Here is a 26,286-nt window from a genome sequence, read left to right on the forward strand (position 1 = left end):
TGAGGTGATGCCATTGAATGTGAAGAAAAAGAAAAGAGGAAGCAGAGGGAAATTCGTTGAATGGTTAAAACCAGAAGGGTTAATCAAGATTGAAGGTTGGGTTCGCGATGGTTTAACAGATGAACAGATCGCTACAAACATAGGTATTAGTCGTTCGACATTGAATGAATGGAAAAAGAAGTATTCGGACATATCGGACGCCTTAAAAAGGGGCAAGGAAGTTGTTGACCGTCAAGTTGAGAATGCGTTGCTTAAACGGGCTCTTGGATATCAATACAACGAAGTTACACAAGAAAAAACATGGAGTGACGAACTAGGGATATATGAGATGCCAGTAACAAAGATTGCCACAAAAGAAGTCAATCCAGATACGACCGCTCAAATCTTCTGGCTGAAGAACCGCAAACCGAAAGACTGGCGTGATAAACAGGATATCCAACACAGTGGCAATATGGACATCAATAACCCAGTTAAGGGCCTCACAACAGAGGAACTAAGGAAGCTGATAGACAAATGACTGATTTAGAGAAAATAAAACAAATGGCCAAGTTAGAACTCGCTAACCGTGAGTTCTTTTATTTTTGCCATTTGCTTGCTCCAGACTTCTATGCGGCAGACCGTCAGTACTTAATTGACCTTTGGAATGAGATGCAGGTGTTCTATGAATCGGACGATGACGTATTAATCGTTAACGTACCACCTCGTTATGGCAAGTCCAGAACAGCTGTCATGTTTGCACAATGGATATTCGGACAAAATCAGAACGAGAATAAGTGTTAGAGCATTGTAGGCCTCAAGGGAGTTTTTGATTAAGTCATCAATGATTAGCACAGAAGCACCGAAACCAGTTGCTGTACCTGTTGCAGACGTTGCTAGGTAGATAGACGATATTCAGGAGTTTGCATTATCAAAAGATGAAATAAAAATTTTTCCAGACCAAGAAGTTTCTTTAAGTTTTGAAGAAAATAATGAAAATGGTGGAGATATTTTTACAGATGAGAAAATTACTGTTGCACTATGGAAAGACAATCAACGATTAGAATGGGAACTGATTGATTTTAATAAATTTCGCTTCCCGACAGACGAGGGCAAATACGTTTTAGAAGTTAATTTTGCGTCTTTGGCAGGTAGTGCTCAGTATGTCGGAAATATTTTTATTAAATAATTTGACTAAAGATTAACAAACCTATATTAAATAACGTGGGCTTTATTGGAACGGCAGAAATGTTTTCTTATTGTGCTAACGGACAGGATTTTGAACAAGAATAGATAAAAATGCAAAGGGGGATCAGATATGATTGTTTTGCTTAATGTTGGAAGCCTAATGCTTGGGGTAATTGCTTGGATACTTCCTGTAGTTGCCCTCATGCGACATGAAAAACATAACTATAGGAATTGGGCCGCCCTATCCATTATGAGTATCAGTGCTTGTGCTATCTCGTTATGTTTTCAGATTTTTTATAACTATCATCTGGTAAAGATTGAGGATTGGTCTGCTCTTATGGACACAACGGGTGCTGTAGCGTTCGTCGCGGCAGTTCTTCTCATCGTTACCATCATATTAAATGCAATTACCCTGTTTGTATATCGTGGCAGAACAGCAAAGTAGGATATCAAATTCCAGTTTTATAGGATTGGAATTTTAAATTCATAACGCAAAAAGGATTAATCCACACTTCTGTTTTTAAAGTAAAGGGTAGTTTAGTGAAGAAGTTTATGACTACGAAACTCTCTTAATAAAAAATATAGAGGCTTGAAACCTACTAAGGGGAAACGTCTAAATAAATTAATTATAGATGTTGAATTAAAGAATCTCATTGAATCTACTGTGGCGCTCAATAATGAGCGAGTTGTAATTCGGGGTGTGGATTGTAGAACGCTTGGCGCTTTTGGGATGCCTTTGCCGCGCCTGCACTAGGGTGTTCCTTAACGAGAGAAATGTGATTTTGAGATGTAATATGCCAAGATTATAAGGTGATTACTATCTGATACTATATAAATTGAAAAAATTTCCATTGAACCGCTACCCCCGAGTAGGCGCCTTCGCTCAGTTTATACACCAGATTCAATAGTTCAACATATATAATTAGATTCAAGAAAGACGCACTTAAGGTTGCAGATTTCATCACAGCTAACGAAATGCTCTTTCTCACATAGACCATCCAGCGAAGGCGCGACTTCGTGGTAGCCGGAGCGATAAGACTGAAAGTGATCTCCTTTCTGGCTTATCGCGAGAGGTATCCACAAAGCGTCGAAGCGATATTAGCAGGAATTCTAATTCTATCCTCGTGTATTGGGACATTTGTTGATCACATTCGCTCGATTTATGGCACTCCAGGTAGTAGATCTTATCCCCGAAAACAAAATACATTTTCTCAATATAGACCATCCCGCGAAGACGCGACTTCGAGGGAGGCATCCACAAAGAGCCGAAGCGGTATTGGCAGGAATTCTGATTCTATCCATTGTAAAGCGCCTATGCCGCACTCATTTTTTCAACAGAATTAGATAGCGTTGCCTCACATTTGAAAGGGGGAAATCATTTGAATCAATCATTGATAATTATTGATGCCCAACAAGAATTAATTGACGGGAACCAAGAAGAAAGAGCGGTTTTTAATAAAGAGCAACTTATTAGGAATATCAATTTAGTGATTGAAAAAGCAAAGGAATTCGGTGTTCCAATTGTCTTTGTAAGGGATTTAGATGTTGCTGCAGGCAAAGGAAAGGGGTTTCAAGTTCACAATGAAATTAATGTACCTATGGATGCAGAAATCTTCGATAAAACTGCAACAAATTCCTTCCATGGAACAGGACTTCTAAATCATTTAAGATCTCAAGAGATCGAGCACGTTGTTATTATGGGCTGTGCAACACAACATTGCATAGATAGCGCAGTCAGAACAGCTACTGTTAGTAGTTTGGATGTCACATTAGTCAGTGATGGACATTCAACAACAGACAGTGATGTTTTAAGTGCAGAACAAATTATAAAGCATCATAATGAAACTCTTCATGGTCATTACAATGTAGAACACTTTTCAATTGTCAGAAGCACAGAGGAAGATTTGTTTCATCCAACTCATGATTCATATAGATAATTTAAAAATATAGCACTAATCGGAAAATCATAATAAGAACAATAGCCCAATTTCTTGCTGTTGTAATTAAGAAACTGGTATGTTTAAGGGATTAGAATTATTGAGAATAGTTCGGAATAAAACTACGTGGTGTTTACTGTAAATATTGAATGGTAAAACAGGTATGTCCATCAGGGCATTCTTTTCATTTGAAGGATTCCTTCCTCTTTTGTAGAATAATGCAAAGGAGGAGGGATTATTCATGACTAATGAAGAAAGAGATCAACTATCTGATATGCTGTTACAAAGTTTGTATGATTATCATTTTGCTAATAATGGGGGAAGCTATAATTTACCTAAAGCAATGATAAATGCCGACGTAAAAAGCAAACTAGCTATTGAAAACCTTATCGAAAAGGAATATGCCACAGATAGTGGGCAAGGGACAGATAATCTAGTTTTAGCTATAACAACGCAAGGTATGGACTATATCAAAAACAAATAACTGCATGTACTAAGCGATTAACAGAGGAACGTCCACCCAGGCGTTCTTTTTGTTTATTCAAAAACAAAGGAGGGTGGGAGCTCATTCATCATAGGCGGACAAGCTAGGAAATAATACGCTCACAAATACAGATCTGTTAGCGGAGGTGTTTAAGTTTTTTTGAAAATCGTCTTCGGATAGGTAAGGACGATATTCGGATGTGGAAAGAGTTTAGCTACATTAAGAAACAACTTGGACTTATTAGTGAAGATTTTCTCTAATTCAGAAAAAGTTACCTGGATGACTCTGTGAACTCTATTTCGAACAATACTCAATTCATCGTCCAGGTCACTATAATGTCTGGAGAGGGATTATAGTTGGATGTAAACATTGTGCGAGTTTGTTTCAATCCGTCTATTATTGGTAGAATGAGGAAGAGCTAGCCGATTTGCATTACTGGATCCGTATCGCAGTGGCGCTTTGCCCCTAGCGGATGCAGTGGACAATATCTATAGCCATTACCCCAGGCATGAAACATTCGAGTGCTCTTTGAATAGACTGTGGCTGCTTCAGAGGCGATGTGTGGCTAACGGGTGCATTACTGAAATAACAATAATGGCGCTTGCCGTTCTTTAATTAGAAACAGCAGTAATTTAGGGGGGGGAGCAAATGAGTCGATTTAGAGGAATAATCCTAGAAGGCTATTCGAATGCTGGAAAAACTTCAGTCTTAAAATCATTGAAACAACTTCAGGCATGTGATGAGGCGGAACGCAGTGTCATTATTCTCAGTGAACATTATTCGCAAGTATTATACAAAGTAAATGATGAACTAAAATGGTTGAGTCGTGAGGAGCACTTACGACTCTTAAATGAAAGAGTTATGATGTTGAAAAAGTTAAACAATTGGGCAAGGGAAATTAGCCAATCATCCCCACGTTCAAAAGGTCTATTCTTTATATTGGAAAGGTTTCATTTAAATCATCGGGTAGCATTCTCGCATCATATATCAGACGAAATCAAGCAATTAGAAGCCGAATTGTTTGGGATGGGAGCAAGATGCACATTGTTAACTGTATCTTCCAATAATATAGAGCGAAGAATAAGTAGTAGAAATCCCGATGAATGGGTTGGGAAAACTACAAAAGAAATGAAAGTGGCTTGTGATTTATTACTAGAACAACAACAAGAATATAGAAATCAAGCTGAAAACTCAATCATTCCTACAATTGAAATAAATACTGACGATAAAGATTGGGAGTCATACGCAAAACAGATTTACTTCTTGAACTAACGACGGGATCAGTTCAATATAGACCACTAAAAATTTATATAAATACTCACTAGTGTAGCATTTTATATAAAGTAATGGTTATTTTAAAATAGAGGAAAATACCAATTCCGTTTTCAGTTGAATATAAAACGGGTGGGTTACTAAGATTTATTATTTAACTAAAGGGCAGAATTATAGAGGAAGTGGGTTTGGCGATGAATTTGGAACAAATTGTAGAAATATTAGTTTCAAGTTTCAAGAAAAACACTCTAGTAAAGGCGATATTTTTAAAAGGGTCAATGGCTAGAAATGAACATGATATTTACTCTGATATTGACTTATATTGCCTCGTGAACGAGGAAGATTTAGAAAAATTCTTACCGCAAAGAATTCAGCATCTCAAGGAATACAAGGATTTAATTTTTCTGGATAATATTTTTATTGTTGCGCCACAAATTTTAGCTGTATATGAGGATTTTACTCATATTGATTTATATACAGTTACTCAGCAAACTATAAATAAAAATGATGAAATACGTATTTTATATGACCCAAAGGGTTTATTGAAAGATTACCATGAACATTCGTCACTTAGTTTATCTTATGATCAATTTGTAGACGCAGTAGATGATGTTATTTGGTTTCTATATCAATATATGCAATCTTCGAAGCGTAGAAATGATATTTGGTGCTGTCATTTATTGCATTTGTCGTTTACATATTTAGTATCTATTTTGCTGTATCGGTATTGTCCAAAAAGAGCGCTATTAGGCTTGAAAACGGTCGAAAAGTGTTTGTCCAAAGAAATTGTTGATGAATTAAATCTAATACTAAATAAAAATACAGTTGATACTCACAAAGAGGCAGCAATTTTAATTAGCGAATTTTTAAAACAAGAAAAAGAATGGATATTTTCTGAATTGGAAAATCCTGAAAAAATCTCATTGTTTTGGAGTGAAGTTATAAAATATTTAAATGAATAGATGTTATGAGAAAAGTGAAGAAGTCATAATAGAAATACATAATAGTCCAACAAATAGATATTCCTTTACGTGTAAATGAGAGTATTTCTCTTATGCGAGAAAACAGGCACAGTAGTTGGATAACAGGAAATTATCTTCTGACGGTCTTTATTTGCTTGCAATACGAACATGTGCGAGGCGAATTATCCCTAATGAAATGACCGTGTAAATTTAAGCAGATTATTTTGTTAGGCAACATGTAAAGCACCTTTATCTAGGTTTATAGGCTTCAATCAGTAAAATAGAGTTGATAAATGGTTTTAATTAGATAATGATTGAATCACTTAAAAGAATAAATAACGGAATCGGATACTTGTTGTTAGTTCTATTAATGGAATTTAAAAGGAGGTTATTTTTATGGAAAAAGTATTTCCTATAATTGAAACAAGTAGATTGATTTTAAGAGAAGTAACAACAGAGGATGCAACTGAAATGTTTACCTATCTATCCGATAAAGATGTTGTGAAACCGATGGGATTGGTACCTTGCCAAACGGTAAAAGACGTATGGGATGAAATTAAATGGTATAAATCGATATTCGAAGAGGATACGGGAATTAGATGGGGAATTACACTAAAAGATTCTGGTGAGGTTATAGGAAGTTGCGGTTTTCTTAATAGGCAAAGTAAACATTATCGGGCCGAAGTTGGATATGAATTAAGCAAAGAATACTGGGGTAAAGGGATAGCCAGTGAAGCATTGGAAGCCGTTGTTAAGTATGGTTATAATCACTTTCAGCTAGAAAGAATTGAAGCTTTAATTGAACCATCTAATCTAGCATCACAAAAACTAGTAGAAAAGCAAGGCTTTAAAAGAGAGGGTTTGCTAAGACGATATGAATTTACTTGTGGTAAATTCGATGATCTATATATGTACTCAATCATAAAAGAAGAAATCAATTTTTTGTAAAGATTGGAGTCATTGCAGCTACTTTTTTGGTCAGAATACAGCATCGTGGGATGTGCTTGTACATTGGTAAAGTGTATAAAATTAATGGCGAGCATTCCATTGGATTGCTCGCCATTTTTTACGTTTATTTTTTACTGAAAATGTCCTGTATATCGAATGTCGATTCTGTTTTATAAAATTACATGCTTTGGCTTCTTCCAGAACAGCGCAATAATCGTGCCGAGTGCCAATACGATTGCTGCAAAATAGTACGGGTAGTTTAAGTCGACGTCGAATAAAACACCACCAACGATTGGGCCGAAAATATTGCCAATACTTGTGAAGGTTGAGTTCATGCCACCGATAAAGCCTTGTTCATTGCCCGCAATTTTCGATAGATACGATGTAATGGCTGGACGAATCAAATCAAATCCAACGAAAAGAAAGAATGTAGTTAGTAAAATCGTGAAGTATGAGCTCACGAAGGTCATCAGTAGTACAAGGATGGCTGATATAGCTAAGCTGTAACGAATAAGATTGATTTCACCTATGCTTTTTGACAGGCGATCAAATAGTAAAAGCTGTGCAAGAGCACCGACAATCGCGCTGCCTGTAATGACGATGGCGATATCTTTTGGTGTGAAGCCGAATTTGTGGTCGACGAATAAACTAAAGAACGATTCAAAAGCCGCTAGACCAAACGACAACACGAAAATTAAAATGAACGCAATGGCATACATCGGTATGAAAAGACGGCGAAATCCAGTTTTTTGTCCTGGAAGAGGTGCTTCTTCAGCCCTGCGTTCGGGTTCTTTTAATAGGATAAATGAAAGAATCGCAGCAAGCGCTCCGAGTACACCCGCTGAGTAAAATGGTATACGAGTGCCAATTTCAGCTAGAAACCCACCAAGCCCCGGCCCGATAATAAAACCTGTGCTAATAGCGGCAGACATATAGCCAATTGCCTTTGGTCTTGTAGCGTTCGTTGTAATATCTGCGATAAAGGCGGTTACAGCGGGCATAATAAATGCTGCACTGACTCCGCCGAGCATTCGCGAGACAAATAAAACTTCAACTGATTTACCGAATCCAAACAAAAATTCTGAGAAACCGAATACAAATAGGCCGATTACAATCATTACTTTGCGACCGTATTTGTCAGCCCACCGCCCGGCAAACGGTGAGACGATAAGTTGTGTAATTGCGAATGCCGCCATCATATACCCGACGACCTCACCGCTGATCCTAAGCTCATTCATAATCGTAGGAAGTACCGGAATAACGAGGCCGATGCCGAGAAAAGCGATAAATAAATTCATTAGTAAGATGGCCAATGTGACTTTTTGATTCTTCATAAACAAATCTCCTCTAAGTTGGTATAAAACACTTCTTTCGCTTCCTCAGATTCAAAAAGGAAAATTGTTACGAGAAATGATACGACGATAACCCGAATGCAGGGCTAAATTGTTTTAGCACTTTCAATGAATGTCATGTACTTATACAAAAAGAAATGAGCACTTTCATTAATAGATATCTTCTAGACATATGGTACGACATTAAGTGAAAATTGGCTATTAGTGGATGAAAAAAGTATTCAGCTACATACGCAAATAAACCTAATTATACGTAAATATCCACGGTGATGATTGATAATAAAGAGCGTCGTAAACACTTATCAGCTCAACGTTTGTAGGATACTTCATAATACTGTATGATACTATTTAGTAAGCCTAATTAACAAGATGCTCTTATGGCTGTATTAGTGATGAAAAAGGAATTAATAAACGGAGAAGGGGGCGTCGAGCCCTCTTTTTTCCGTGTAAGGACTCCAAAGTCTAAGAACTAGGGGCCATAAGCCTCTTATATAAGGCGTTTACGATTTTCTAACTAAAGGAAGGAAGTGACGGTATGAGGGGTATGTATATCCACATTCCGTTTTGCCATCAAATTTGTCATTACTGTGATTTCAATAAAGTATTTTTCAAAAATCAGCCTGTCGATGAATATATCGAATCAATGGGGCAGGAACTAGCAATCATGCAGCAGGAAGGCATTTCATTCAAAGATGTTGAAACGGTTTTCTTGGGGGGCGGTACGCCGACTTCGCTGTCTGAAAAACAATTAGAACGGCTGCTTGAGATTATCCACGAATATGTAGATGTCAGTTCATTGAAAGAGTTCTCAACAGAAGCAAATCCGGACGAGCTGACGTACGGCAAACTACTTGTCCTAAAAAATGGCGGAGTGGACAGGCTGAGCATCGGGGTCCAGTCATTTGACGCGGAACTATTAACGAAAATCGGCAGAACGCATGGTCCTAATGACGCCACACGTGTTGTCGGGGAAGCAAGAAAAGCTGGTTTCGATAATATAAGTATTGATCTAATTTACGGTTTGCCGGGGCAAACAATCGTGCAATGGCAAGATACGCTTGATAAGGCGCTTTCCCTAGATCTTCCCCATTATTCTGGGTACTCACTCATCGTTGAGCCGAAAACAGTTTTTTATAATTTGATGAATAAAGGCAGATTGCCGTTGCCGGGGGAAGATATTGAAACGGAAATGTTTACACTGTTAATCGAGCAGATGGAACGTGAAGGACGCAAGCGTTACGAAATTAGTAACTTTGCTATTCCAGGCCATGAATCAATCCATAATCTTATCTATTGGGAAAATGCAACATACGCAGGTGTCGGAGCGGGTGCACATGGGTATGTAAATGGAATAAGATACTCCAACATCGGTCCGATTGCTAAATATATGGAGAAAACAGCAGTGGGAGAACGTCCATTGCAGCAGACGCATCTAGTGACAGAAACAGAAGCGATGGAAGAAGAAATGTTTCTTGGACTACGCAAGTCAAATGGAGTATCCATCTCATTATTCCAAGAAAAGTTCGGGAAATCGCTAGAAGATGTATACGGGGAAACTCTGCACTCTCTTATTAAAGATGGGCTTGTTGAGCAATTGGACGATGCGGTCAAATTAACGCATCGTGGTGTTTACAGAGGAAACGATGTGTTCCAGCAATTTCTTAAATAATCTTGAGTCAATCCGTTGACACTTCGATCTGTATTTGTTAAATTATCAGTAGTATTAGCACTCGCAGTTATAGAGTGCTAACAGGAGTGATGACTATGTTGACGAACAGACAATTGCTAATTTTGCAACTGACGGTTGACGATTTCATCGAATCCGCACAACCTGTCGGATCGAGGCAGCTATCCAAAAAGCCGGAAGCTCCATTTAGTCCTGCGACAATACGGAACGAAATGGCTGACCTTGAAGAGATGGGTTATCTCGAAAAAACCCATACTTCATCCGGCAGAATACCATCCGAAAAAGGATATCGATTTTATGTGGACCACCTATTATCGACTGAAAAGCTGAACACAGAAGACAGCATCCACTTACGTTCGATATTTCGGGAAAAAATCGTTGAGACGGAAGAGTTAATACGCAAATCGGCAACAATTTTGTCCGACTTGACGAATTATACGTCAATTCTTCTCGGCCCCGATACATCGTCCCATGCGGTGAAACGTTTTTCGATCGTTCCATTGGATGAGAAGACAGCTGTAGCCATTATTGTCACGGACAACGGTCGTGTTGAGAATAGGTTATTCAATGTTCCAGAAGGCTTCACCGCATCAGATATCGAAAAAATGGTGAACATCCTGAATGAACGGCTTATCGGTACTCCGCTAGTCCATATTCAGAGGATACTTGCCATGGAAACGAAATCGGTATTGGAACGTCATATTCATCACGCAGGCGATTTGTTTGCATCATTTCAACGGGCGATTTCAATCGAACCGGAGGAACGCCTATATTTTGGCGGTAAAATGAACATGATGAAACAACCTGAATTCAATGACATTCACAAGATGAAAACGTTTTTCGAGCTAATGGACAAAGGTGCACCAGCGATGACGTTTTTCCAGGAAGGTATGACAGGCATTCATGTCCGTATCGGTTCTGAAAATAATCACAATGCAATGGAAGATTGCAGTGTAATTACAGCGACGTATTCGGCCGGCGACAATATGACGGGTTCCATCGCCATCATCGGTCCCAAACGGATGGATTATGCAAGAGTCATTACGATGCTTGATTTAATGAGTAGTGATTTGTCCAGAGAATTGGCAAGGCTGACAATCGGCGGCGGAACAGCAGGGAGGAACGACTAATGACAAATGTAAACGATGAAATTGAAGAAAATGAAGAGGTTGCAGTAGAAACTTCCGAACATGCAAACGAAACAATCGAACCAGATGAAATTATTGAAGAGATTGAACTCGTTGAAAACGGGGAAGACACTATTGTGCAAGAACTAACTGAAAAACTGAAAGAAGAGGAAAACAAGCGGCTCAGGCTTCTAGCAGATTATGAAAATTACAAAAGAAGAGCTTCGCTTGATAAAGAAGCACTGCAAAAGTATCGCGCCCAAAGTGTCGTTACAAATCTGATTCCAGTTCTTGATAACTTTGCACGGGCACTTACCGTCGAAGCGAAAACTGAAGAAGCGCAAACGATGATGGCGGGATTAGACATGATTTATCGTACATTCGTTCAAGCCCTTGAAGATGAAGGACTCGTTGAAATCAAAGCCTTGGATCAAGAGTTCGATCCGAATTTCCACCAAGCGATTATGACAGGGTCAGATGAAGACAAACCATCGGGAATTGTACTTGAACAAATGCAAGCTGGTTATATGTTGAAAGATCGTGTTCTTCGACCAGCAATGGTTAAAGTAAACGAATAAAAATGTAGCACATATATAGGAGGAATTTGATTATGAGTAAAATTATCGGTATTGACTTAGGGACAACAAACTCAGTAGTAGCAATTTATGAAGGCGGAGAGCCGAAAGTTATTCCAAATCCGGAAGGTAACCGTACGACACCATCTGTCGTTGCGTTCAAAAACGGCGAGCGTCAAGTCGGAGAAGTTGCGAAACGCCAATCGATCACAAATCCAAACACAATCATGTCAGTAAAACGGCATATGGGATCGGATTTCAAAGTGAAAGCGGAAGACACTGAATATACACCTCAAGAAGTTTCTGCAATGATTCTTCAGTACTTGAAAGGCTATGCCGAAGAGTATTTAGGTGAAAAAGTGACAAAAGCGGTTATTACTGTCCCTGCTTACTTCAGCGATGCACAACGTCAAGCGACACAGGACGCTGGTAAAATTGCTGGTCTTGAAGTAGAACGGATCATCAACGAGCCAACTGCAGCAGCACTTGCATATGGTCTTGATAAAACAGATGATGATGAAACAATTCTAGTGTATGACCTTGGAGGCGGTACGTTCGACGTATCAATCCTTGAACTTGGCGATGGTGTTTTCCAAGTTAAATCAACTGCCGGAGATAATAAACTTGGCGGAGACGACTTTGATGAAGTTATCATTGACTATCTTGTTCAGGAATTCAAGAAAGACAACGGAATTGACTTGTCAAAAGACAAAATGGCGATGCAACGTTTAAAAGATGCTGCTGAAAAAGCGAAAAAAGATCTTTCAGGTGTAACAACATCACAAATTTCGCTACCATTCATAACAGCAGGCGATGCAGGTCCACTTCACCTTGAAATTTCATTGTCACGCGGGAAATTCGATGAATTGACTGCTCACCTTGTTGAACGTTCAATGGTACCGACACGTCAAGCAATGAAAGACGCAGGGCTTGCTGCATCTGATATTGATAAAGTAATTCTTGTTGGTGGATCGACTCGTATTCCAGCAGTCCAAGAGGCAATCAAGAAAGAAACGGGTAAAGAGCCATATAAAGGCGTTAATCCGGATGAAGTAGTTGCTCTTGGTGCAGCTGTTCAAGGATCAATCTTAAGCGGAGACGTTACAGACGTTGTTCTTCTAGACGTAACACCTCTTTCACTTGGTATTGAAACGATGGGGAACGTATTCACTAAACTCATTGAACGCAACACGACAATTCCGACAAGCAAATCACAAGTATTCTCAACAGCGGCGGATAGCCAGCCAGCGGTTGACATTCATGTATTGCAAGGTGAGCGTCCAATGTCTGCGGACAACAAAACGCTTGGTCGTTTCCAATTGACTGACATTCCGCCAGCACCACGTGGCGTTCCACAAATCGAAGTAACATTTGATATTGATAAAAATGGTATTGTTACAGTTAAAGCGAAAGATCTTGGTACACAAAAAGAACAAAATATTACAATTCAAGCAAGCTCAGGTCTAAGTGACGAAGAAATCGAACGTATGGTGAAAGATGCAGAAGCAAACGCTGAAGCTGACCAAAAGCGTAAGGAAGAAGCGGACTTGAAAAACGAAGCAGATCAACTTGTATTCATGGCTGAAAAGACATTAAAAGATCTCGAAGGAAAAGTTTCCGAAGAAGAAGTGAAAAGTGTCGAAGAAGCGAAAGAAGAGTTGAAAACTGCGCTTGAAGCAGCTGATTTTGACGAAATTCGTACTAAGAAAGAAAAACTGGATGAAATTGTTCAACAAATGACTATGAAGTTGTATGAACAAGCAGCGGCTGAAGGCGCTGAAAATGCAGGCGAACCTCAGGACGATGGTGTGGTTGACGCTGATTTTGAAGAAGTAGACGACAAAGAAAATAAATAAGAGTAATTGTTGACGGAAAAGTCAAAGTCCGATATTCCGGCTTTGGCTTTTCCGATTTTTATTGTGCAATATAGATTTCAGCACCTTACTTCATACGATTTGAATCATATAATGGAGAGGGATTGAACTGCATCCCATCTACATTTCGGGGCTAACCATACGCTTACGCTTTTCAATATTTAATGATACAATAGGCGATATCCAAAGTATTTCGGGAGAGTGAAATAATGAGTAAAAGAGATTATTATGATGTATTGGGATTGTCAAAATCCGCTTCAAAAGATGAAATCAGGAAGGCATATCGTTCGCTTTCGAAAAAATACCATCCAGACTTGAACAAAGCGGATGATGCAGTTGAGAAATTCAAAGAAGTGACCGAGGCTTATGAGATATTGAGCGATGACTCGAAAAAAGCGAATTATGACCAATTTGGCCATACTGATCCTAATCAAGGATTTGGCGGTTTCGGTGGTGGCAGTGGAGCTGATGGCTTTGGTTTCGATGATATCTTCAGTACGTTTTTCGGTGGAAATACCCGTCGACGTGATCCGAATGCCCCAAGAAAAGGAGACGATTTACAGTATTCGATGAATATTGATTTCATGGAGGCTGTTTTCGGCAAGGAAACGGAAGTTGAAATACCGAAAGAAGAAACATGTGATACGTGTGATGGCTCAGGTGCCAAAAAAGGGACTACGCCTAAGACGTGTACACATTGTGGTGGTTCAGGGCAAATCAGTGTTACACAAAATACGCCGCTTGGCCAAATGGTCAACCGCCGGGCATGTCCGCACTGTCAAGGAACTGGTAAAATAATTCCTGAAAAGTGTTCAACTTGCCATGGTGCAGGTAGAGTGACGAACAAGAAGAAAATTAAAGTCACGATTCCTGAAGGGGTCGATGACGGTCAACAGCTTCGGGTGTCTGGACAGGGTGAAGCTGGTCATAACGGAGGACCTGCGGGCGATTTGTATATCGTATTCCGTGTCAGACAGCATGAGAAATTTATCCGTGAAGACGATGACATCTATTTAGAACTGAACCTTTCCTTCCCGCAAGCTTCACTCGGCGATGAAATTGAAGTGCCGACTGTGCACGGCAATGTAAATTTGAAAATTCCAGCAGGCACACAAACGGGAACACGATTCCGCTTGAAAGGCAAAGGCGTTAAAAACGTCCATGGTCGCGGTATCGGAGATCAGCACGTAGTTGTGAAAGTGTTGACGCCTAAGAAGATGACTGAAAAACAGAAGGAACTGATGCGTGAATTTGCAGCGATTAGCGGCGACTCACTTGATGAATATTCAAGTTCACTGTTCGATAAAATCAAACGTTCAATTAAAGGCGACTGAAAGGGATGAATTCATTTGAAGTGGTCGGAAGTTTCTATTCACACGACGCATGAAGCAACTGAAGCAGTAGCAAATATTTTACACGAAGCAGGTGCAAGTGGAGTTGTTATCGAAGATTCGGCAGAGCCTAATCGGATCCACGAAGACCGTTATGGTGAAATATGGGCACTCGACAAAAATGATTTCCCTAAAGATGGCGTCATCTTAAAAGCATATTTGCCTGTTAATAGCTTCCTTATCGAGACGATGAAAGACATTGATCAGTCTATCAATGGATTGGCGGAATTTGGAATCAACGCCGGTCAAAATGTGATTCAAACAAATGAAGTAGATGAGGAAGATTGGGCAACTGCATGGAAAAAGTACTACCATCCTGTCAAAATTTCCGGCCGTTTTACGATTGTACCGACATGGGAAGAATATGAACCTGTTGAATCAGATGAATTGATTATTGAACTTGATCCAGGCATGGCGTTTGGAACGGGCACCCATCCTACAACGGTCATGTGTTTACAAGCGCTTGAGAAGTATGTCAAGCCAAGTGACACCGTTGTCGATGTAGGAACGGGTTCGGGAGTACTGGCAATTGGAGCAGCCCTCCTTGGGGCATCGCGTGTCCATGCACTTGACTTGGATCAGGTTGCAGTTGTAGCTGCTAAAGAAAATATTGCGCTGAATCATGTTGAGGAAACGGTAAAAGTAATGCATGGAAATCTATTGGATTCTGTGAAAGAGCCAGCTGAAATTATCATTGCAAATATCCTTGCAGAAGTTATCATCTCCTTTTCACAGGATGCATATTCAATTTTGCCGGAAGAAGGCTTGTTTATTGTTTCGGGAATCATCGGACAGAAACGCGATCTTGTTAAAGAAGATTTGATCAGCAAAGGTTTTGAGATTGTCGAATCCGTTCTAATGGAAGATTGGGTTGCTATTATCGCTCGAAAAAGGAGCGTGTAACGGTTTGCAACGCTATTTTTTGCAATCTACATTTAATGGAGAAGGTAATGCAATAATTACTGGAGATGACGGTAAACATATCGTGCGTGTTATGCGAATGACAGTTGATGATGACGTCGTTGCAGTTACTAAAGGTGAAGCTTTCGTTTCGAAAATCATAGAAATTTTGCCTGACGGCGTTGTAATTCAGCGCAAAGGGGAACCCCTTCAGACAAACGAAATGCCTGTTAAAGTAACGATTGCTTGTGGCCTCCCAAAGGGCGACAAACTCGATTTAATCGTTCAAAAAGGAACAGAGCTTGGTATGGCAGGGATTTTCCCTTTTCAAGCCGAAAGATCTATTGTTAAATGGGATGACAAAAAAGGTGATAAAAAAGTTGAACGGCTTCGTAAAATTGCTAAAGAGGCCGCAGAGCAATGTCATCGTACGATTATCCCAGAAGTGCGGACTCCATTTTCTTTTAAGCAGTTAATCGCAGAATCAGAAAAATTTGATGTACTTCTATTTGCGGATGAAGAAGACGCAAAAAGTGGGGAGCCGCATAAAATTGCGGACCGTCTGAAAAACGTCTACCATGAACAAACGGTACTTGTTGTATTTGGACCTGAAGGCGGATTGTCTAGGTTAGAAGCCGAAACACTACGTTTAGCAGGTTTTCTACCAATAGCGCTGGGTCCGCGAATACTGCGGACAGAAACGGCACCACTGTATTTATTGTCTGCAATGTCTTACGAATTTGAGTGAAAGAGGTGAGCAGTTGTGTCTTCGGTCGCTTTCCATACATTGGGCTGTGCGTGTGTATACTCGTTCATGATAGCGTATGACTTCACGCGGGGCATGGCTTCGCGCGCTGTGGAGAAAACACCTAAAATGGCCGTTTTAGGCGTCATCTCCGTTGTAAAAGTACCTGATGGCAACCGAATTGCCTTTTTTAACAACTAAATCTTGATCCATCAATTCTTGAAGTAGCGTGTATACGCTGCTTCTTTTTAAATTCGTCAGCTTTTCAATATCCGTTCGCGACGCCGGGCCTTGCTCTTTTAGGTATATCAACACCGTGTCGATAAACTGTTTATACTTTCCGCGTTCTTGTATCTGCGTTTTTCGTTCTTCTTTCGGAAAGTAGGTGAAGCTATGTGTAATACCATTTTTAAACGTGATAGACATTACGCACTTATCGGAGATTGTAGCCCTGTCTACGACCGAATCCACGAAGTCCGCGAGTGCTTCTTTACCTACTCCGTCGATCAACTCTTTAAAGTCAATGTCTCGACTGTGATTCAGTGCTTGCGCAATCAGGAAATTACGTGCGTCATTTAAAAATGAGTGATCGGTAATGACGCCGGAAGCTGTTAGCAAACGTCGAATCTCGCTTTCCGCTTCTTCGATTTTCTCGACGATTTTATTTTTCTTTAATATGAAATCCTTTTGACTCATAGCCTCTTCGCCGTACAAATATAGTTCGTCCAATCGTTCGAGTGCCTTCGTATGCCGATCGCGCTCCTTCTTAGCTTTCTCCAATGCTAGACTACCACCAGTTTCCTCGCCCTCCGGCATAGAATATGCCTCTTTCTGATAGCCATCAACCGACATTAAATAAGTTTCTTGGAGCGCTTCGCGATCAATCCCGGCAACGTCAATAAATGCGCTGCCACGTAGCAACATGCGACTAATATCCGTCAATGAACGTTTGGAAGCGGCACTCGGATTTGAGCTATCTTGCAGCCGGATCAAATTAGAAACATAGTTCAGGATAAACGGAGCTACTAAGATGTCACTTACAAAGCTGTTGCAACTGTGAATGTTGCGCGTTGTCTTATTGGTCGAGCATGTATAACGCGATGGTTGAAAGCCGTCCGCACGCGCTGCGTCTAATCCAGCAGTCAAAAGAGATCCGCAAACGCCGCAATACAACTTTTTAGCGAAGACGTGCGTATGGATATTCTCGCGCTGCGTGCCGATAATGCCTTTAAAGTTGTCTGTTAGAATCTTATTGACGCGCTCAAATTGCTCTTCCGAAACGACAGCAGGGTGATTGTTCGGTTTAACAATCCACTCGCTTTCAGGTCTTAAACGATGGCTGCCATCACTTTCGCGTTTGTTGTAAGAGTACGTGCCGATATAAAATGAATTGCGTAAAATGTCGCGAACGGTTTTCGGGGTCCATTGCCCACCGCGTTTTGTTCTTACGTTTTCTTCGTTCAGCTGAAAAGCCACTTCGCCAGTAGACATTAATTTCTCATATAGATCATAAACGTAACGGACGACTGCCGTTTCTTCATCATCAGCAACAGGGTATTCTTCTTCCTCCGACCACGCGAAGCCAATCGGGACCGTCGCGCCATTCCACAATCCTTGTTCTGCACGCGATAACATGACCGCAGTCACGCGTTCAGACGTTAGTTGCCTTTCTAATTCCGCGAATACCAGGATGATCTTTAGCATTGCTTCGCCCATCGCGGTACTGGTGTCAAACTGCTCGTTCTTGGAAATGAACGTTACCTTGTATTTCTTCAATTCGTCGTACATGTCCGAAAAGTCTCGTAGGTTCCTTGAAATGCGGTCGATCTTCCATACAAGTAGGTGCGAGAACTCACCTTTACGAATGCGATCCATCATTTCGCGGTACATTGGCCGATCTGTATTCTTTCCGGAATATCCTGCGTCCTCAAATATCTCGTAATCTTCAATGTGTAGTACATACTTCGCGTAGTTAATTAAATCTTGACGCTGCAATGGCAAGGAATCCTTGTCAATCTGGTGGTGTGTGCTCACGCGTACATATAAGGCTGCCTTTTTCTTCTTCTCTGGTGGCATGAATGTCATAAAGAATCCCCTATCTATGAAAAAAGAGCGAGGCAACGGCCTGCTCCTCTCTCTATTAGTATTTTTTTAACTTGGCTCGCTTTCTATCCGTGAAGCTGATGACGTTTCGATTTTTTTCGCCACTTCCAGTTCGTGACGATAGCTTTCAACCTTCGCTTCAATCGGATCGACTTCTACCGTCGCAGCCGTCTCCGCATGTTTAGCGAAGTTAGACTTTATCCAACCGATAATCTCCGACCGCGTTTCCTTGTTTAACTCCATATAACTCTGAATAATATCAATCTCCAATTCTGTGAGATTGTTTTTTTGTGCTTTTTCATCCAACGAAAACGTTTCTGATTGAACAAACATTTCTCCTTTGCCAGTGCGAATCCATTCTTCCTTGATGTCGAATTCTCGACATACATCATTAATGATGCGGTCTGTGATTTCCCTCACTCCATTTTCTAAAGAAGAAATGTGAGAGCGAGACAAATTCATTCTTTCGGCCATTTCGTTTTGATTTAACGACAGCTGCTTTCTTAGTTGTTTCAATCGCTCATTCAAGGCTGCGTCCCTCCTTCCTAAATCTATCGTATATCACAATATGACTCTTTGCAACAATTTTATGTTTAAAAGTGTTGACTTATGACTCAAAGAGGATTATATTTGATTCATAGAGTCACGAAGGGTTCATTTGGAGTCACTTATTCGAACTGATAGCTAACGCGACGGTAGCAACGTCAATATCCGAATTGATAGCTGATACGGCGGTAGCAACGCCAATTTACTTTGAAAGGGGGCGGGAAACATGGAAACGATTTATAGAATCGAAGAAGAAACAGCATTCGACGAAATGGTTCACATCTTAAAGGGCATGTCGGAACGTGAACAAGAATCGGTTAGGGATGTATTGCGCGGCTTCCAACTAGCGCGTCGATATGTTGAAAAAACAGCGCACGAAGATGTACAAGGTACTGCGTGATAACGGCGGAAACGCTCATCTATTGCAAGATTAATTAGAAAGTGGTGATTTCAGAAATGTTAATTGAAAAGGTGAAGCTAGGGGCGCTTAGTGTAGAGGGATTGTTTTTGCCGCATACCCAAAAACCTTGGGGCTATGAAGGTGATTACGCCACTGGCGCAGGAGATATTCCGGAATACAAAGGCGGCTTTATTGAAATTGTTGAATCAGATGATCCGGAAGCATTAATTTCATGGGTTCCGGTCGAGAAAGATGGAAAGAAACTTCTTATTGCAGACCGGAACTTGCTCACGCGAATTTCGTGGGACCAATTAAATGAACAAGGCTTGATATTCGGCCGCGAAGTTAAGTTGGGTGGCGAACGGTACAATTTGCGCGTTTTAACAGGCGGCAGTAATGCAAATGAAGGTGACGCAGAATTGGGTGGCTATCCGCAAACGAATGAGTGGGATGCTTTCATCGTAAACCTGGCGGAATTGGAATCACTGCCGACACCGCAGGACTATGATCTCACGGAGTATGTGAACAAAGATTCCTTTAATGGCCATCATAATGAATTTTGGAATTGGGCATACACATTCAGCATTTGCCAGGAGGCATACGATAACCTTGGCTCGTACCGCGCTGTCCGTGGCTACTTTTCGGCTCGTCAGTGGGGCCACGGTGCGTCGTCGGGTCGCGGTACGAGTCTCGGTTGGCGCCCCGCTCTTGAAGTTCTGGATTCTGCTCCGATGAATTCTGGAGATTTGAATGAAGATACAAAAGAAGTGGACGTAGCAGCAACATTTCAGGAAAACAGAAAAATATTAGTGCAAATAATCAATAAAGAATTACGAAAGTTGAAAGAAGAAACGAATGTGCATAAAAAGATCGCGATCATTAAAAATATCCATGAACTTTGTCGTACAGGAAAAACGTTGAGTGAATTTGAAAGGGGATGAAGGTTATGAATGAAACGAATGCGAACGAAGCGCAACAGGTCGAAAAGATTTGGAAGGCGCTCGCAAAGTACGGAATTCATACCGAGGCGGAACTAAAAGAGGCGGTTAAAAAAATGAAACCCCTAAACATCGGCTGTATGGTATCTGTGCGAAACGGAAGCGAAGCGGCTGTATAGATATGGCTGCTTCAAATCCTAAATTATAAAAGTGGGTGGGAATATGTCAATGGAATTTGTCGGTAGTAATAAACGTTTGCCAGTCGCAAAAAGCTTAACGGAAGAAGAGTACAAACAATTACTCGAAACGTATGCGGCGCATAATCGGTCGATGGGGTTAGCAATGCGAGAGAAATACAATCTCGCAAACGTCGTGAAGGTGAAACGTTCAAAATCGAAGCCAGGAACGCTAGAAGTGCATTATGCAGACGGCGAATGGTGGCACTATACGCCAGGGCGCCAATGGTATTGAGGAGGGGCGGCATGGAAGAAATCGAACTCGAAATAAATAAGGAGCGAGCTTGTTGTCGGGACGTCATGACGGCGATCAACAGGCACCTGGAAGACAGGCAATATCCCTTGGCGCAAACCCGTATGAACGATTTGCAGAAAAGTATCAATTACATCGAAGTGCTAGAAAATGAGCTGAAAGAGCAAAACCGAAATAAGCTGTTCGAAGTCGCCAGGGAGTTAAACCGGAACGGCTGGAAAGCGAACGTGGTGAGATTGGATGCAGTTAGGCGATAAAGGAGGGGTGGCGGGATGATACTTGGCGGAAAACAAACAAATGGTTGGTACGCAGCGGGTTCGGGATTGCTGAAATGTCCGGTTCCTGATTGTGGACATGCTGCTCCAATTATCACAAAGGTACATTGTCGAACGCATGGAATGGAACGCGAAGAAATCAAGGAAAAGTTCGGACTTCCGAAGAAAGTTGTGGCGAGACATCCGTTCAAAGGAGAAAAGTAGGTGAAAGTTGATGCCGGACCACGTACTAGACATTCTAGGAAACTATTTTGTGGAACAGAAACTCGTAGAGAGAGGGTGGAAGTTTTACGAATTTGTCGAAGAGTGGGAACGAGGATATATCCAATTCGAAATAAAATAACCTCCGCAAAAAAAATGCAGAGGTTTTCGCGTGAATATAAAAGCCGCATCAGCTTGGGGAAGCGAATGCGGCAAGTTTGACTATTGCCAAACAACCTAAAGCTAGTATAACAGCTTTCATGGCAAACAGTCAATTAGCGTCCTTGTAATGGATATTAGATTTACGACCACGACTAATATCTAGCAAGAAGACTAATAGATTACCCCAGCAGGAGAGATAGCCATGAAATACGTTAGGGAAAACTACGAAGAATTGTTTGCGATGGTAAAGAAGGAATACGAGGACAGCCAAGAGGAGTGCATAGAGAAATTACGCGATGTGCAATTGGCTGGGTATCGTGTGAAGACTATCAAAAGCGGACCGATGTTGGAAGTCGAAGCGTATCCTTTTTGGAACATTCCGAGAGGGCAGCGTAAAAAGATAGGGAATGAGAGCAGCACGGCGCAACAAAATCTGAACGATAAGAATACAAAAAAACACGTAATTAGATTGATCCATGCAAATTTCACGGAAGATGATATTAAGGCGGATTTCACATATACGAATGATAGATTGCCAGCAGATCCCGAGCAGGCGAAAAAGGATATGACAAACCTTATCCGTCGTATGAAAAGGTCGTTGAAAAAACAAAAGAAATACAAGGACTTCGAATTGAAATATATATACGTGACCGAGCATAGCAGCGACGAAAAGAAGGGGAAGGTGCGCGTCCATCATCACATGATAACTAACTTCCCTGATAGAGACGCATTGGAGGAGTTATGGAACGGCGGCGGACGCACGCAAACACGTAGATTGCAGCAAGATGATTACGGGTTCGAGGGATTAGCTCGGTACATCCTGAAAGATAAAAGAGATAATCCGGCAAAGCGTTATACCGTGAGTCGTAATCTGAAAAAACCGACAGTAACAATAGCGGACAGCAAATTGACACGTAGGCGTGCTGGGAAGATCGCGACGGAAGAAGTTTCAGCCCAGGAGACTTTCGAAAAGATGTACAAAGGCTATAAATTCAATGACATACAGGTGAAATTTAGTGAGTTTGTATCAGGGGCGTACTTGTATGTGCGCATGAAGCATTTAGATGGTTTCACAAGAAAAAGAAGGAGAGTGTCCGACGATGAAGACAATCAGCATTATTAATTTAAAAGGCGGCGTCGCAAAAACGATTTCATCAATCAATATAGCGCACGCATTGGCGGCGAAACACGGAAAGAAAGTGCTGTTAATCGACAACGATAAGCAAGGAAACACATCAAAATTCTTTAAGGTGCATGGTTACGATGAACCAAGCATTGCGAATGTACTCACAGAAAGAAACTTCGACGTGAAAAGCGCGATAAAGGAGACAGAATTCAAGGGACTGTATATCCTTCCCGCTAACATGAATTTGCTAAGAGCGGACAAAGAAATATTGTTGGATGTTTCCAGGCCGCAACAAACACGTTTGAGAAAAGCCTTAGAGCAAATAAAGGACGAATACGACTATTGTGTGATTGATAACGCGCCGGATATCAACATGAGCGTCATTAATGCGTTGGTGGCTTCAGATGACGTATTGGTGCCTGTAAAGATTGACCGTTTCACATTCGATGGATTGGAACAACTCGTCGAGCAAATTGAGGATGTGAAAGAATTCAATTCCGGATTAGTGCTTCGCGGATGCTTCGTCACGATGTTCCAGCGAAACACGGTGAATAAGCAAGGGGACAAGTATTTGCGTGAACACACAAGTTATCCACTTTTCAACACAGTTATCCGCAAGACTGTTCGCGTAGATCAATCGACATTTGAGGGGCTGCCTTTACTTGCTACCAGGAAGTCAACCGCTGGAGAGGACTATGAAAGTCTAGTGCGAGAATACTTGGGGGAAGTGCTAGTTTCGGACACAAAAGGCGGTGCTCGACATGGCGAAATTTAGCTTAACGGACTTAATGAGTGAGCAGTCGAAGGGGGCGGCGGAAACTAAACAGTCGCCGTTTAAGATAGAGCACATTCAGTTGGAAAAGCTTTACCCATCAAAGATGAACAAGTACATCGTCGAGGACATTAGAGAGTTGAAATCGAGCATAGAACTAACAGGGCTGCAACAAAACTTGCTTGTACGACCAAAAGGGGATGGATACGAAGTATTGAGTGGTCACAGGCGGCTGAAAGCGATGGTGGAGCTATATGACGAGGGGAACGAGCAATTCAAGACGGCTCCGTGCAAAATTACGCGAGCGGCGGACGACATTCAAGCTGAATTGCAGTTGATCCTTGCGAATTCAACCTCGCGAGAACTAACGGACTACGAAAAAACATACCAGGCGAAGCGACTATATGAATTGCTGAAAGAATTGCAAGATAGAGGGCATGAAATCAAGGGGAGAAAGCGGGAAATTGTTGCGCAGTTAATGGGCGTATCTACCTCGCAAGTCGCACGGATGGAAAGTATAAACAATAAGCTGGTGCCTGAATTGAAAGAGGAATTCAAGGAGGGCAACGTCAATATCACGACTGCGTATGAAATTTCAAGGTTGCCGGAAGAACAGCAGCAAGAAGTGGTTGCAGAGCAAGAGGAAGGACAACCACTGACGCCGACAACAGCGAAAGAGAAGCGGGCTGAACATGATGCGAAGCCGATTGCGGACATTATTGTTGAAAAGAGTAACCAGGGCGCAGAAAAGATGTTCGAAGAGCGCTTCGGCTCGCTAGTAAAACAGTTTGCGAGTGTGCTTGAAGCATTGAATGACGTGGGCGATCCTGAGAAGCGCACTAAATACAGTAAAAAAATGTCTGACTTAGTGGCGAAAATAGAGGCAGCCTTGCCCAAGCCGGAAGAAATGGCGGACAAGGAATTTGAAGAGCGTCAAGTGACCATTTTTGATGAATTGACCGCTCGAAAATAGAAACGGGGGGCATTATGAGAAAAACATATAACCAATCTAAGGCCAATCTAGGAAAGCGATTAGAACGACTGCTTGATATGACACATTTACAGTATAAAAACAAAGGCGTTGCCGACATCAGGAAAGTTCCGACGCCTGTACAAATCAAGAGTAATAACAAAGGCAACATTACTGGATATGTAACGCGTGGGGAGTGGGTGGACTATGTTGGTGTGTACAATGGCCGGACCATCGTTTTCGACGCGAAAGAAACAAGTGTGAAAAATTTACCGCTGGATAACTTGCAAGAACATCAATACGAATTGTTAAAGTCTTGGCATGAAAAAGGCGCCATTGCTTTCCTGGTTGTCGAGTTCGCGAAAATGCATGAAGAAATCTATCTGTTGCCATTTAAGATATTGCAAGAATACTGGAATGCCCGTGAAGCGGGCGGCAGAAAGTCTATACCGCACAGCGCATTTGTCGAGCGGTGTGACTTAATTAGGAGCGAAGGCGGCGTTGTGCTGCATTACTTGAAACATTTAAAAGGGTGGAGGGAATAACGATGCTGGATATCACAAAAAGGAAAATGGTGACGACTCGCAAGGAGCATGAATGTTTCGGATGCCTGAAGACGGTCGATAAAGGTGAAGTGGCAGTGTGCATTACCGCTAAACAGGATGAGCAGCATATGAGATTTCATCTGCATTTGGAATGTAACAAAACCATTGCTAAAAGGAAAATTGAAATGGAACGCGGGTGCGTAAGCGAAGAAGAAGGATTTCTGTCTTCAGAAGTGACGCGATGGGAATGTTGGTGCTGCGGCATGACTCACACCGGAGGGGCTAGGTTGTGCGAAGTTTGTGGAGCGGAGGCGGAGCGAGTCGGAAAGGAGAGAGCGGAATGAGTGAGGTGCAAACGTTTGTGGGGATGGATTTCGGAAAGGTCGAAATACCGGTGATTGTCATTTATGAAAATCCGAAAGACTTTCCAGGGGAATTTGTAGGGCGGTTATTTGACGGAGTGAAACCAACAAAGTGGTACGCAAAGGGTGCGCACGAAGTCGATGTTGTCGGCAAGATACCAACGGGATTCGTGAGACTTGAACGGGCCTATTTAGACGAACCGCACATCGTATGTACTTATTTCTAACGGGAGGGAGCTTTCATGTGGTTATACGATCCATGTACAAACATTTTGAAAGAAATGTCGCTAAATGAAATTGCGGAAATAAACGGGACAAGCGAATCAAGTATTAGCAGGATGGCAAAAAGAAGAGGCAAAGCAAAGAATATAAATTGCTATGTGTTCAAAGAAAAACCTACCCTTGCGGAAAAAAGGAAGCTGTATAACAGCGAGATATACCAGGGGGAAGTTTGGAAACGGTATGAAAATACATGCTATGAAGCGTCTAACTTCGGAAGAGTCAGGAAGAACTACAAAACCACTACGGCCATACTTCTGCCATACAAGAAAAAGAAGTATATGGTCGTGAAGATTGAAGAGGGTGGGAAACGGGAAGAAAGGCGGCTGCGTGACATCATAGCAGATACATTCTTGAAAAAAGAAGACGGCAAAGAGTGCGTCGTGCATAAGAACGGGAATTATGGAGATTGCAGCGTTTGGAACATAGCGAGAATGTCCAGGACGGAAGTTGCTAGGAAGACAGGCGGAAAATCGAGGAGTCAAGCGGTTGTATTGGTAGACCAACGGACCTTGGAGGTTGTCGATTGGTGGGAATCAGCTCGTAAGGCGGCATTGGAGAGCTTCATGAGCCACCAGGCATTGAATGATCGTTGCAATGGTAAAGTACAGTCGCGAAAAGAAGGATATTTCATGTGGGAATCAGATTACGAAGAAGTATTTGCGTAAGGCGGCAGAAATACATTCAACGAAAAGAGGGA

Annotated in this window: 31 protein-coding genes; 28 read left to right on the plus strand and 3 right to left on the minus strand. The window is 41.5% G+C overall.

The window, feature by feature from the left end; all coding sequences use genetic code 11:
- Window positions 1-13: 13 nt before the first annotated feature.
- The 8 genes from MKZ11_RS14625 to MKZ11_RS14660 all read left to right on the plus strand — a co-directional run bounded on the left by MKZ11_RS14625 (window position 14) and on the right by MKZ11_RS14660 (window position 6,767).
- Window positions 14-517: a helix-turn-helix domain-containing protein gene (locus MKZ11_RS14625; protein ID WP_340795129.1), complete on the plus strand. Its 504-nt coding sequence runs from the start codon at window positions 14-16 to the stop codon at window positions 515-517.
- Complete coding sequence (locus MKZ11_RS14630) at window positions 514-780, plus strand: hypothetical protein (protein WP_340795130.1); 267 nt, start codon at window positions 514-516, stop codon at window positions 778-780. The genes MKZ11_RS14625 and MKZ11_RS14630 overlap by 4 nt, the downstream gene beginning before the upstream one ends.
- A gap of 514 nt (window positions 781-1,294) precedes the next feature.
- On the plus strand, window positions 1,295-1,609 hold the full coding sequence (locus MKZ11_RS14635) for a hypothetical protein (RefSeq protein WP_340795131.1): 315 nt from the start codon (window positions 1,295-1,297) through the stop codon (window positions 1,607-1,609).
- Between the two features lie 934 nt (window positions 1,610-2,543).
- Complete coding sequence (locus MKZ11_RS14640; RefSeq protein ID WP_340795132.1) at window positions 2,544-3,101, plus strand: isochorismatase family protein; 558 nt, start codon at window positions 2,544-2,546, stop codon at window positions 3,099-3,101.
- A 241-nt stretch (window positions 3,102-3,342) separates the two neighbouring features.
- Window positions 3,343-3,585, plus strand: coding sequence for a hypothetical protein (locus MKZ11_RS14645; RefSeq protein ID WP_340795133.1), 243 nt, complete (start codon window positions 3,343-3,345; stop codon window positions 3,583-3,585).
- 648 nt (window positions 3,586-4,233) lie between these two features.
- A complete protein-coding gene (locus MKZ11_RS14650) occupies window positions 4,234-4,857 on the plus strand; it encodes a hypothetical protein (RefSeq protein WP_340795134.1) in 624 nt (207 codons plus the stop codon).
- Window positions 4,858-5,051: 194 nt separating this feature from the next.
- A complete protein-coding gene (locus tag MKZ11_RS14655) occupies window positions 5,052-5,819 on the plus strand; it encodes a nucleotidyltransferase domain-containing protein (RefSeq protein WP_340795135.1) in 768 nt (255 codons plus the stop codon).
- Between the two features lie 396 nt (window positions 5,820-6,215).
- Window positions 6,216-6,767: a GNAT family N-acetyltransferase gene (locus MKZ11_RS14660; protein WP_340795136.1), complete on the plus strand. Its 552-nt coding sequence runs from the start codon at window positions 6,216-6,218 to the stop codon at window positions 6,765-6,767.
- 170 nt (window positions 6,768-6,937) lie between these two features.
- Here MKZ11_RS14660 and norA read toward each other — a convergent pair whose 3' ends face one another.
- Window positions 6,938-8,101 carry a multidrug efflux MFS transporter NorA gene (norA, locus tag MKZ11_RS14665; protein WP_340795137.1) on the minus strand — a complete coding sequence of 388 codons (1,164 nt, stop codon included), beginning with the start codon at window positions 8,099-8,101 and terminating at the stop codon, window positions 6,938-6,940.
- Between the two features lie 553 nt (window positions 8,102-8,654).
- On the opposite strand from norA, the gene hemW reads away from it, so the two are divergent.
- The 7 genes from hemW to MKZ11_RS14700 all read left to right on the plus strand — a co-directional run bounded on the left by hemW (window position 8,655) and on the right by MKZ11_RS14700 (window position 16,421).
- A complete protein-coding gene (gene hemW, locus MKZ11_RS14670; RefSeq protein WP_340795138.1) occupies window positions 8,655-9,788 on the plus strand; it encodes a radical SAM family heme chaperone HemW in 1,134 nt (377 codons plus the stop codon).
- A 95-nt stretch (window positions 9,789-9,883) separates the two neighbouring features.
- The gene (gene hrcA, locus MKZ11_RS14675) at window positions 9,884-10,936 is read left to right on the plus strand and encodes a heat-inducible transcriptional repressor HrcA (RefSeq protein WP_340795139.1); all 1,053 of its coding nucleotides are present in this window, start codon (window positions 9,884-9,886) and stop codon (window positions 10,934-10,936) included.
- Window positions 10,936-11,511: a nucleotide exchange factor GrpE gene (gene grpE / locus MKZ11_RS14680; protein ID WP_340795140.1), complete on the plus strand. Its 576-nt coding sequence runs from the start codon at window positions 10,936-10,938 to the stop codon at window positions 11,509-11,511. The genes hrcA and grpE overlap by 1 nt, the downstream gene beginning before the upstream one ends.
- Window positions 11,512-11,543: 32 nt before the next feature.
- Window positions 11,544-13,364: a molecular chaperone DnaK gene (gene dnaK, locus MKZ11_RS14685; protein WP_340795141.1), complete on the plus strand. Its 1,821-nt coding sequence runs from the start codon at window positions 11,544-11,546 to the stop codon at window positions 13,362-13,364.
- A 227-nt stretch (window positions 13,365-13,591) separates the two neighbouring features.
- Complete coding sequence (gene dnaJ, locus MKZ11_RS14690) at window positions 13,592-14,716, plus strand: molecular chaperone DnaJ (RefSeq protein ID WP_340795142.1); 1,125 nt, start codon at window positions 13,592-13,594, stop codon at window positions 14,714-14,716.
- Between the two features lie 15 nt (window positions 14,717-14,731).
- The gene (gene prmA, locus MKZ11_RS14695) at window positions 14,732-15,676 is read left to right on the plus strand and encodes a 50S ribosomal protein L11 methyltransferase (RefSeq protein WP_340795143.1); all 945 of its coding nucleotides are present in this window, start codon (window positions 14,732-14,734) and stop codon (window positions 15,674-15,676) included.
- A gap of 4 nt (window positions 15,677-15,680) precedes the next feature.
- On the plus strand, window positions 15,681-16,421 hold the full coding sequence (locus MKZ11_RS14700; RefSeq protein WP_340795144.1) for a 16S rRNA (uracil(1498)-N(3))-methyltransferase: 741 nt from the start codon (window positions 15,681-15,683) through the stop codon (window positions 16,419-16,421).
- 135 nt (window positions 16,422-16,556) lie between these two features.
- Here the strand turns inward: MKZ11_RS14700 and MKZ11_RS14705 are convergent, their stop codons facing one another.
- On the minus strand, window positions 16,557-18,503 hold the full coding sequence (locus MKZ11_RS14705) for a recombinase family protein (RefSeq protein ID WP_340795145.1): 1,947 nt from the start codon (window positions 18,501-18,503) through the stop codon (window positions 16,557-16,559).
- 66 nt (window positions 18,504-18,569) lie between these two features.
- Window positions 18,570-19,049: a helix-turn-helix transcriptional regulator gene (locus tag MKZ11_RS14710; protein ID WP_340795146.1), complete on the minus strand. Its 480-nt coding sequence runs from the start codon at window positions 19,047-19,049 to the stop codon at window positions 18,570-18,572.
- 244 nt (window positions 19,050-19,293) lie between these two features.
- Here MKZ11_RS14710 and MKZ11_RS14715 point away from each other — a divergent pair, with 244 nt between their 5' ends.
- The 13 genes from MKZ11_RS14715 to MKZ11_RS14775 all read left to right on the plus strand — a co-directional run bounded on the left by MKZ11_RS14715 (window position 19,294) and on the right by MKZ11_RS14775 (window position 26,254).
- Window positions 19,294-19,467, plus strand: a complete 174-nt coding sequence (locus MKZ11_RS14715; protein WP_340795147.1) for a hypothetical protein — start codon at window positions 19,294-19,296, stop codon at window positions 19,465-19,467.
- Between the two features lie 56 nt (window positions 19,468-19,523).
- Complete coding sequence (locus tag MKZ11_RS14720; RefSeq protein WP_340795148.1) at window positions 19,524-20,408, plus strand: hypothetical protein; 885 nt, start codon at window positions 19,524-19,526, stop codon at window positions 20,406-20,408.
- 5 nt (window positions 20,409-20,413) lie between these two features.
- The gene (locus tag MKZ11_RS14725; RefSeq protein ID WP_340795149.1) at window positions 20,414-20,584 is read left to right on the plus strand and encodes a hypothetical protein; all 171 of its coding nucleotides are present in this window, start codon (window positions 20,414-20,416) and stop codon (window positions 20,582-20,584) included.
- A gap of 49 nt (window positions 20,585-20,633) precedes the next feature.
- Entirely contained in the window at window positions 20,634-20,876 is a 243-nt protein-coding gene (locus MKZ11_RS14730) for a hypothetical protein (protein WP_340795150.1), read from the plus strand.
- 11 nt (window positions 20,877-20,887) lie between these two features.
- On the plus strand, window positions 20,888-21,151 hold the full coding sequence (locus MKZ11_RS14735) for a hypothetical protein (RefSeq protein WP_340795151.1): 264 nt from the start codon (window positions 20,888-20,890) through the stop codon (window positions 21,149-21,151).
- Window positions 21,152-21,166: 15 nt separating this feature from the next.
- On the plus strand, window positions 21,167-21,373 hold the full coding sequence (locus MKZ11_RS14740) for a hypothetical protein (protein ID WP_340795152.1): 207 nt from the start codon (window positions 21,167-21,169) through the stop codon (window positions 21,371-21,373).
- Window positions 21,374-21,734: 361 nt separating this feature from the next.
- Complete coding sequence (locus tag MKZ11_RS14745) at window positions 21,735-22,655, plus strand: rolling circle replication-associated protein (protein ID WP_340795153.1); 921 nt, start codon at window positions 21,735-21,737, stop codon at window positions 22,653-22,655.
- The gene (locus tag MKZ11_RS14750) at window positions 22,633-23,433 is read left to right on the plus strand and encodes a ParA family protein (protein ID WP_340795154.1); all 801 of its coding nucleotides are present in this window, start codon (window positions 22,633-22,635) and stop codon (window positions 23,431-23,433) included. The genes MKZ11_RS14745 and MKZ11_RS14750 overlap by 23 nt, the downstream gene beginning before the upstream one ends.
- The gene (locus tag MKZ11_RS14755) at window positions 23,420-24,403 is read left to right on the plus strand and encodes a ParB/RepB/Spo0J family partition protein (RefSeq protein WP_340795155.1); all 984 of its coding nucleotides are present in this window, start codon (window positions 23,420-23,422) and stop codon (window positions 24,401-24,403) included. The genes MKZ11_RS14750 and MKZ11_RS14755 overlap by 14 nt, the downstream gene beginning before the upstream one ends.
- A gap of 14 nt (window positions 24,404-24,417) precedes the next feature.
- Window positions 24,418-24,945, plus strand: coding sequence for a Holliday junction resolvase RecU (locus tag MKZ11_RS14760; protein WP_340795156.1), 528 nt, complete (start codon window positions 24,418-24,420; stop codon window positions 24,943-24,945).
- Window positions 24,946-24,947: 2 nt separating this feature from the next.
- Window positions 24,948-25,289 (plus strand): hypothetical protein, encoded by a 342-nt coding sequence (locus MKZ11_RS14765; protein WP_340795157.1) that lies wholly within the window; start codon window positions 24,948-24,950, stop codon window positions 25,287-25,289.
- Window positions 25,286-25,534, plus strand: coding sequence for a hypothetical protein (locus MKZ11_RS14770; RefSeq protein WP_340795158.1), 249 nt, complete (start codon window positions 25,286-25,288; stop codon window positions 25,532-25,534). The genes MKZ11_RS14765 and MKZ11_RS14770 overlap by 4 nt, the downstream gene beginning before the upstream one ends.
- Before the next feature lie 15 nt (window positions 25,535-25,549).
- The gene (locus MKZ11_RS14775) at window positions 25,550-26,254 is read left to right on the plus strand and encodes a hypothetical protein (RefSeq protein WP_340795159.1); all 705 of its coding nucleotides are present in this window, start codon (window positions 25,550-25,552) and stop codon (window positions 26,252-26,254) included.
- Window positions 26,255-26,286 lie beyond the last annotated feature (32 nt).

Origin of the sequence: Sporosarcina sp. FSL K6-1508 (assembly GCF_038007465.1) — a bacterium.
Lineage (GTDB): Bacteria > Bacillota > Bacilli > Bacillales_A > Planococcaceae > Sporosarcina > Sporosarcina psychrophila_B.

Coding starts and splice junctions, on each gene's coding strand:
- MKZ11_RS14650 (WP_340795134.1), top strand. CDS start 4,234: ATGAGTCGATTTAGAGGAATAATCCTAGAAGGCTATTCGAATGCTGGA.
- MKZ11_RS14765 (WP_340795157.1), top strand. CDS start 24,948: ATGCTGGATATCACAAAAAGGAAAATGGTGACGACTCGCAAGGAGCAT.
- MKZ11_RS14660 (WP_340795136.1), top strand. CDS start 6,216: ATGGAAAAAGTATTTCCTATAATTGAAACAAGTAGATTGATTTTAAGA.
- MKZ11_RS14775 (WP_340795159.1), top strand. CDS start 25,550: ATGTGGTTATACGATCCATGTACAAACATTTTGAAAGAAATGTCGCTA.
- MKZ11_RS14750 (WP_340795154.1), top strand. CDS start 22,633: ATGAAGACAATCAGCATTATTAATTTAAAAGGCGGCGTCGCAAAAACG.
- MKZ11_RS14760 (WP_340795156.1), top strand. CDS start 24,418: ATGAGAAAAACATATAACCAATCTAAGGCCAATCTAGGAAAGCGATTA.
- norA (WP_340795137.1), bottom strand. CDS start 8,101: ATGAAGAATCAAAAAGTCACATTGGCCATCTTACTAATGAATTTATTT.
- grpE (WP_340795140.1), top strand. CDS start 10,936: ATGACAAATGTAAACGATGAAATTGAAGAAAATGAAGAGGTTGCAGTA.
- MKZ11_RS14645 (WP_340795133.1), top strand. CDS start 3,343: ATGACTAATGAAGAAAGAGATCAACTATCTGATATGCTGTTACAAAGT.
- MKZ11_RS14730 (WP_340795150.1), top strand. CDS start 20,634: ATGGAATTTGTCGGTAGTAATAAACGTTTGCCAGTCGCAAAAAGCTTA.
- MKZ11_RS14635 (WP_340795131.1), top strand. CDS start 1,295: ATGATTGTTTTGCTTAATGTTGGAAGCCTAATGCTTGGGGTAATTGCT.
- MKZ11_RS14725 (WP_340795149.1), top strand. CDS start 20,414: ATGAATGAAACGAATGCGAACGAAGCGCAACAGGTCGAAAAGATTTGG.
- MKZ11_RS14745 (WP_340795153.1), top strand. CDS start 21,735: ATGAAATACGTTAGGGAAAACTACGAAGAATTGTTTGCGATGGTAAAG.
- MKZ11_RS14715 (WP_340795147.1), top strand. CDS start 19,294: ATGGAAACGATTTATAGAATCGAAGAAGAAACAGCATTCGACGAAATG.
- MKZ11_RS14770 (WP_340795158.1), top strand. CDS start 25,286: ATGAGTGAGGTGCAAACGTTTGTGGGGATGGATTTCGGAAAGGTCGAA.
- MKZ11_RS14630 (WP_340795130.1), top strand. CDS start 514: ATGACTGATTTAGAGAAAATAAAACAAATGGCCAAGTTAGAACTCGCT.
- MKZ11_RS14740 (WP_340795152.1), top strand. CDS start 21,167: ATGATACTTGGCGGAAAACAAACAAATGGTTGGTACGCAGCGGGTTCG.
- MKZ11_RS14655 (WP_340795135.1), top strand. CDS start 5,052: ATGAATTTGGAACAAATTGTAGAAATATTAGTTTCAAGTTTCAAGAAA.
- hrcA (WP_340795139.1), top strand. CDS start 9,884: ATGTTGACGAACAGACAATTGCTAATTTTGCAACTGACGGTTGACGAT.
- MKZ11_RS14735 (WP_340795151.1), top strand. CDS start 20,888: ATGGAAGAAATCGAACTCGAAATAAATAAGGAGCGAGCTTGTTGTCGG.
- MKZ11_RS14705 (WP_340795145.1), bottom strand. CDS start 18,503: ATGACATTCATGCCACCAGAGAAGAAGAAAAAGGCAGCCTTATATGTA.
- MKZ11_RS14720 (WP_340795148.1), top strand. CDS start 19,524: ATGTTAATTGAAAAGGTGAAGCTAGGGGCGCTTAGTGTAGAGGGATTG.
- MKZ11_RS14755 (WP_340795155.1), top strand. CDS start 23,420: ATGGCGAAATTTAGCTTAACGGACTTAATGAGTGAGCAGTCGAAGGGG.
- hemW (WP_340795138.1), top strand. CDS start 8,655: ATGAGGGGTATGTATATCCACATTCCGTTTTGCCATCAAATTTGTCAT.
- dnaJ (WP_340795142.1), top strand. CDS start 13,592: ATGAGTAAAAGAGATTATTATGATGTATTGGGATTGTCAAAATCCGCT.
- dnaK (WP_340795141.1), top strand. CDS start 11,544: ATGAGTAAAATTATCGGTATTGACTTAGGGACAACAAACTCAGTAGTA.